Below are 6,307 nucleotides of genomic sequence, written 5' to 3' on the forward strand. Positions count from 1 at the left end.
TGATAAACATCAACCCCTGAACCTGGGTCACTTCTCAACGAAAACGCCGGGTCAACTCTCAGCGGAAATCAACACACATCACAACTACGCGCGGCCGTATGGAATGCTGACCTTCGACCTCAGCGCTTTCGAGCGCCAAGCGGCTCGCATCGGCGGCATGGCGGATCAGATTCCCTTCGCCATTAGCCGAGCGCTCAATGATGCGGCCTATTCCACCGAGACCCGACTGGCCACGGACACCTGGGCCAAGCACACGGCGAACCGAGACAAGAACTTCCTGAAGGCCATGCTCAACGTTGAGAAGGCCAGCAAGGGCAAGCTTCGCGTCGCGCTCTACGATGAGCGCAAGCGTGGCCACCTAGCGGAGCATGCCAACGGCGGCGTGGTGCGGGGCAGAGGCAACCTCTCCATCCCCACAGCACGCGTTGCACGTGGACCGCGGGGCATCCAACCTAGCCAGAAGCCACGCGATCTGAAGCGCTCGGTGCGCAAGGGCGATTTGATCTTTCAGGCTACGGGCAAGGGCAAGGACCAGCGCCTGCAGCTGATGTTCAAGCTGCAGCCCTCGTACCGGATCAAGAGGGACGTGCCGCTCGTCGAGGACTTTCGGCGCTTCATGGGCGAGGAGGTTCAGAAGGCCTTCCCGAAGGCGATGGCGCAGGCCATGCGAACGAGGCGGTGAGGCGGTTCTAGCGTCGACCAGTGTCGCTTGCCCGCGGCGGGATGTGGGCACCTGAATGACCACTCCCGCCGCAAGCGCACGTCTAGCGATCAGTCCTCATCGTCATCATCGTCGTCCGAGCGCTGCATCTCCCGGCGATCACGGCGCATTTCGCCTCGCTCCATATCGCGGCGAATCTCGCGGCGATCGTAGTCCCGGTCACGCCCATCTCTCGACCGCATATCGACGGCAGGACCGTCAGGACCGATCTCAAGCCTCTGAGCAGAAGCAGGCGCCGCGGCAAGCAAGCCAAGCGCGAGCAGTGACGATGCCAGTATGGCCTTCATGATCGCCTCCTTGGTTGAGTGAAGCAACAACGACACCGAGGAAACGGCGTTCCGGTGGCCGATCTGATCCATGGCAGCGCTACTTGCAGATGGATCCCGTTTAGGAATGTCCTGACACGATTCTCTGGGTCCTTCCAAGGCACCCCAGCCTTCGAGGGTAAGCGCGACCGCAGGCTTTCCGCAGGTGCATAGGGCTGAAGCGGGGTAACAGGTAATAGGTAACACGGGCCTGATGAGTAACCGGAGCGCGGATCGGCTAGGAAATGAAGACTAGCACCCAGGCCGAGTTCGCCCGAGCGCGCGGAGTCTCCCGCAAGACGGTGACGAAATGGACGTGCAGCACCACTGCGGCCCAATTTCTACTGGGTGTGCCGCACTAGCACGAATCCAGTTACGTCTAGATGACTGTTTTAGTCCTACGAATATGCTCGAATGTGGGTTGAGGCTGCTCCAGCTCAGAACTCCATGCCCACCTTCACGCGCAGGTTGTGGCGCTCGAACTGGTTCAGGCCGAGCCCGCGTCCCGCGAGGCCGGGATCGGTGTCGCGCCCCCAGATCTGGGTCGCATAGGCCACCGTGATCCAGGCCTTCTCGGTGAAGCGGTGATGGATGGCAGGGCCGAGGAAAACGGCTTCGCTGGTCAGCTGATTGAGGAAGATGCCATCATAGGCGCGGCCATACCGGACCTCCGGTCCAAGATAGGTCGAGACCCCCACCTTTCCGACCAAGGCACCGGAGAACAGGAGGGTCGAGCTGCGGTAGCCGTCCCCTGAGCCACGCTGGCGCCCCGCCGCAGGATCGAAGCTGATATTGCCGCCGTACCAGAGCTTGCCCGGCACAATCTGCCAATCGAACTGAAGGATGTTTTCGAAATCGAAGATATCGGCACCCCGCCCCTCGATCGGCAGGACACGGGCAAAGCGCGGCCGCGATTCGATGGCGAGGCCGAATGGCTGCTCCTTAGAGCCTTTGAGAAACTGATACTTCAATTCCACCGAGACGCCGTCGAAATTGCCGGCGTTACGGTCGTCGAGGTCGGTGATGTTGCGGACCCGATGATGGTCGCCGAAGAGCCCGATCTGCACGCTGAACTGATCGCTGAGGTCGATCTGGTAGCCGAGCTTCGTACCGACGGCGGCGTAGCCTGAGGCTCCCGGCCCCGCCCGACGCTTGCCGATACGGGTCACCGTGTCGAGCACGACCTCCTGCTCGTCCTTCTTCCCGACATCGGCGCCTTCGGTGAAGCCGAACAGGTGTTCGGTGTCGACCTCCTCGGCCTGGGCGTTACGCGGGCCGAAAGGCTGAGCCAGCATACCTATCGCCAGCAAGACCAGAATACGGGCTCTCTTCACGTCATCCTCACGGCCCGTCGCCGCAAAACGCGTGAGGGATGGCGCGTTAGACCATGCAGGATGTCGTTTTGCCTGCGATCGTTCTGCCACAGTGTCCGCGAAACCGCCTCGCCACGTGGGGCAAGAGGCAAATGGACGGGATGAGAGACGGCAGACGATCGTGCTGCATGAAATGTTCAGTGTCTGTCGAGGTCACGAAGGAAGCCGAGGCGCGAAAGCGGGGCCGATCAATGCCTTCATTCATCGGGGCACTAGAAGTTGGCCACGATCTGGAACCGGATCAGCCGGGGTGCGCCAGGCGTGATGTTGTTGTTCCCGTCGGCGGTGGCGATGTATTTTCGGTCGAACAGGTTCTCGATATTCACCTGCGCTCGAACGAAATCGTTGACCCGGTAGAACAGCCCGAGATCGAAGCGGGAGAAGCCCGGCTGCCGCACCGTATTGTCTGACGAAGCGTAAGTGTGGGTCTGATTGATGTAGCCAATGCCGAATGAGAACTCGCGAGTGACGTCGAACTTGTTCCACAGCGTGATGGTGTTGAACGGAACGAGACCGACCGTGTTGCCGGCAACGATCGTGGTCGAAGTGTTGCTGGTGATGCGGGCATCGGTGAAGGAATAGCCGCCCGCGGCCTGCCACCAATCGGTGACGTAGCCGTTGATGCCGATCTCGGCGCCCTTGGCATTGGTGGCCCCGCTCAGGATGAAGAAGCCGGCATTGTTCGGGTCTGCGAGGCGCTGGTTAGTGCGGTCGAGATTGTATAGGACGCCGGTGAGCTGGAGTGCGGGCGTGACGTCGTACTTCACGCCGACTTCCTGGTTCACGAACTTCTCCGGCTGCGCGATGGCGAGGCCTTGCGAGAGGGTGCCGAACTGATCGCCCGAGCTCGGCAGGTAGGAGACGCTGTAGCTGCCGTAGAAGGCGAGGTTGGCGAGCGGCTTCACCACGACGCCGGCGCGGGGGGAGACGAGGTTGTCGACACGGCTCTGCGTGACGTTGGATCGTCGGTCTCGAGCGGAAAAGTCGAAATGGTCGTAGCGCACGCCGCCGATGAACTGCAGGTGCTCGTCGACCTCGACCTGGTCCTGAACATAGACCGCCGCGAGACCGAGGTCGTACTGGCTGCTGGCGCCGCTCGCGATGTTGCGGAACGTCACCGGCACGCGCGAGACCGGGTTCAGCGGATTGACCACGAGAGTTTGGGTACCAGTGGTCGAGAAGAAACCGTCCTGGCGGAAGGCGATTCCGGTCTGGTAGCCGAGTTCGAAGCCGCCGAGCAGCGTGTGCTTCAGCGGGCCGGTGTCGAACTTGTAGGTGAAGTCGTTCTGGTTGAAGTAGTTGGTCCGATTGGTCTCGTTGTTGTAGGCGCCAATATTAACCCGGTCGCCCGCATTGTTCACTGAGCCGCCTGGAAAGATGTTCTGGTAGAACTTCTGATAATCGGCGAAGCGCAAGGTGCTGTGGAGCTGGACGCCTGAGTCGAAGGCATGGTCTAGAATCGCGGTCGCGATGTTGGCGTCGACCCTGCTGTAGCTGTCGAAGGGATTGCCGAAGTAGGTCGAGGTATTCTCGCGGTAGCGATAGGGTCGGCCAAATTGCGAGGGGATGCCGCGGTCGGCGGTGCGCTCATCGTGAAAGTACTCGTAGGAGAGCTTGAGCGTCGTCGCCGGACCGATGAGGAAGGTCATCGTCGGGTTGACGCCGTAGCGGCAGATATCGACGAAGTCGCGGTAGGTTCCGGTATCCTCGAATACCCCGTTAAGACGGAAGGCGACGCTGTCGCTGACCTTGTCGCCGACATCGACGGCAAGACGCTTGTTCCAGTACTGGCCGCCCTGGAGCGCGAGTTCGCGCGTCGGAATGCCGTCGGCCTCCTTCAAGATGCGGTTGATGATGCCGCCGCCGCCGCCACGGCCGAAGATCATCGCATTCGGCCCCTTCAGCACCTCGATCCGCTGAGTGTTGTAAAGATCGCGGAAGTACTGGACGTCGTCGCGCACGCCGTTGACGAAGAAATCGGCGTTCGAGCGTTGACCGCGGATGACGACGTCGTCTCGGCTGCCCTCACCCTGGTGCGGGATGACGCCCGGGACGTAGCGGATCGCCTCGTTGATGCTCTGGAAGCCCTGGTCGCGGATCTGCTGCTGCGTCACCACCGTTACCGACTGGGGTGTGTCAATCAACGGTGTGTTGGTCTTTGTCGCCGTCCGGGTCTGCTTCGTCAGGTAGCCAATGGTCGGGCCTTGCGCGCCCTCGACGCTGAGCTGGTCGAGGTCCACCGCCTGCTGTGCGCCCAAGATGGGCGCCGGCTGGCCCGTTGCGGGCTCGGCTGCGACCAGGATCGTTCCCGTCAGCAATGCCGTAGCCAAAGCCGTGTACGTGGTGTGACCCATAGCGCCCAAGTCCCGTCGTGCTCGATATTTGTGAGGATCGCCGGATTTTTTTCTTATGAGGCGATGAGCTCGCTCTACGCACCGGTAGCTTTGAGACAAGCCGTAGACTGGGCTTGATCAGACGATATGTTTTGAAAAGCTTCTAAGAACCATTACGAGAAAGGGCACAAGTTCAGATTCGATTGGCGGAAATACCGGCAAGAAAATCATCCTAGACTGATTCCAGACTGCGTCCGTTCAGCGAGGTTGTTGCTGAGATGTCACGATTGGAGGGACCCTGCCGGTACCCTTCTTTGAAGCTGGCTCCTGATCCCTGAGAGCTGGTGAGCTCTATAGAGCAAAGGCGACCTTCGAAGAGGCACCGTCGCCGCCGTTGTCGTCTCCAGGGTGATCCTAGCGGCAGGAATCTGACGCTTGGCACCCTCTTGGAAGGTCCGAGAAGGGTGGAAAGCAGCCGTTCCATAGGTATGCTGGACCGATGAAATATACTCTCATCCGCATTGCCGACGCCGCCGACTGGCAGGTCTACCACGCCATCCGTCGTTCCTCGCTCTGGGAGGAGAGAGGCCTTGATGGCTACGACGATGCTCGCCCGCAGGAGCACTTTGCTCACCATCACGCGCTGCTTCTGAAGCTGGATGAGGAGGGGATCGGCACAACGCGGCTGGACGCCCTGCGGGACGGGATGGGCATCGTAAGGCTGGTCGCCATCACAGCGTCCCTGCGGAGGCAGGGGCACGGCCGTGTGCTCGACACGATGGTCGAAGACTATGCACGAGAGATCGGGCTGAGCGGACTGTTCGTGAGTGCGGCTTCAGATGCCGAGGGGTTCTACACGGCGACAGGCTGGACCCGTGTCACAACGCAGGCGCCAGAACTGCTTGGAGACGCCGATGGCTACGTTCGAATGACCAAGTCCATCGTCCGCTAAGGATCGAGAGCGGCCCCGCGCGGCGGGTACCAAGCGACAGATTTCGACTACTAGCCTGACCATCTCCGTCATCGACGAAGGCTACCCGTTTAACCTGCTGGCGGCTGTGCCGGCAGGCTCTTACAATCTCGTATGATGACCAATCCGGCGATTAGGCTGAAGTAGAAGGCAAGCACTGTGTTCACGGCAATTCTGCTAGCGCGGCCGGCAAAAGCCTAGGATTTGCCGGCCATAAGCTAGCTCACGGCGATGTCCAGGGAAAAATTGAAGACCTATCGTCCGCTTCTGGAGGCGAAGGCCAGTACCGCTTTCCACCCTACTGGGCCTTTGAGCGGAGCGGCAGCACTCGACCCTTCTCGGACCTTCAGAGCGTCCGCTTGTGGGCAGCCTAAGAGAACGGACGCTATTACCGAGATGAGTGGGAAGCGAAAACGGCACCTTTTGACGGATGAGTTGGTAAAGCGGACGTCGAATGATCAGCCGACGCTTACCGCAATCGATCTGCTGACTAACGGCAAGCGCGGGTCTGGCGGACGATGCCGTGAGCGGGTCGTGTCCGTCAATGAGGTGGAAATTCGGGGTGGAGTTGGAGCGGCCATCGGTCAGGCGGCCTGAGGTGGAAT

At 60.7% G+C, this 6,307-nt stretch carries 5 protein-coding genes; 2 read left to right on the forward strand and 3 right to left on the reverse strand.

Going from position 1 to position 6,307, the window contains the following annotated elements; genetic code table 11:
• Positions 1–682: hypothetical protein (locus K2Y56_RS08850; protein ID WP_292507007.1), on the forward strand; the 682-nt coding region annotated here is incomplete at its 5' end.
• 89 nt (positions 683–771) lie between these two features.
• Here the strand turns inward: K2Y56_RS08850 and K2Y56_RS08855 are convergent.
• The 3 genes from K2Y56_RS08855 to K2Y56_RS08865 all read right to left on the reverse strand — a co-directional run bounded on the left by K2Y56_RS08855 (position 772) and on the right by K2Y56_RS08865 (position 4,753).
• Positions 772–1,080, reverse strand: a complete 309-nt coding sequence (locus tag K2Y56_RS08855) for a hypothetical protein (protein ID WP_292507008.1) — start codon at positions 1,078–1,080, stop codon at positions 772–774.
• Between the two features lie 383 nt (positions 1,081–1,463).
• Positions 1,464–2,321, reverse strand: a complete 858-nt coding sequence (locus K2Y56_RS08860; RefSeq protein WP_292507009.1) for a hypothetical protein — start codon at positions 2,319–2,321, stop codon at positions 1,464–1,466.
• 290 nt (positions 2,322–2,611) lie between these two features.
• Positions 2,612–4,753 carry a TonB-dependent siderophore receptor gene (locus tag K2Y56_RS08865; protein WP_292507010.1) on the reverse strand — a complete coding sequence of 714 codons (2,142 nt, stop codon included), beginning with the start codon at positions 4,751–4,753 and terminating at the stop codon, positions 2,612–2,614.
• Positions 4,754–5,231: 478 nt separating this feature from the next.
• On the opposite strand from K2Y56_RS08865, the gene K2Y56_RS08870 reads away from it, so the two are divergent.
• Positions 5,232–5,684, forward strand: a complete 453-nt coding sequence (locus K2Y56_RS08870) for a GNAT family N-acetyltransferase (protein ID WP_292507011.1) — start codon at positions 5,232–5,234, stop codon at positions 5,682–5,684.
• Positions 5,685–6,307 lie beyond the last annotated feature (623 nt).

It is taken from the genome of Methylobacterium sp. (assembly GCF_019745455.1).
In the GTDB taxonomy this organism is placed as follows: Bacteria; Pseudomonadota; Alphaproteobacteria; order Rhizobiales; family Beijerinckiaceae; genus Methylobacterium.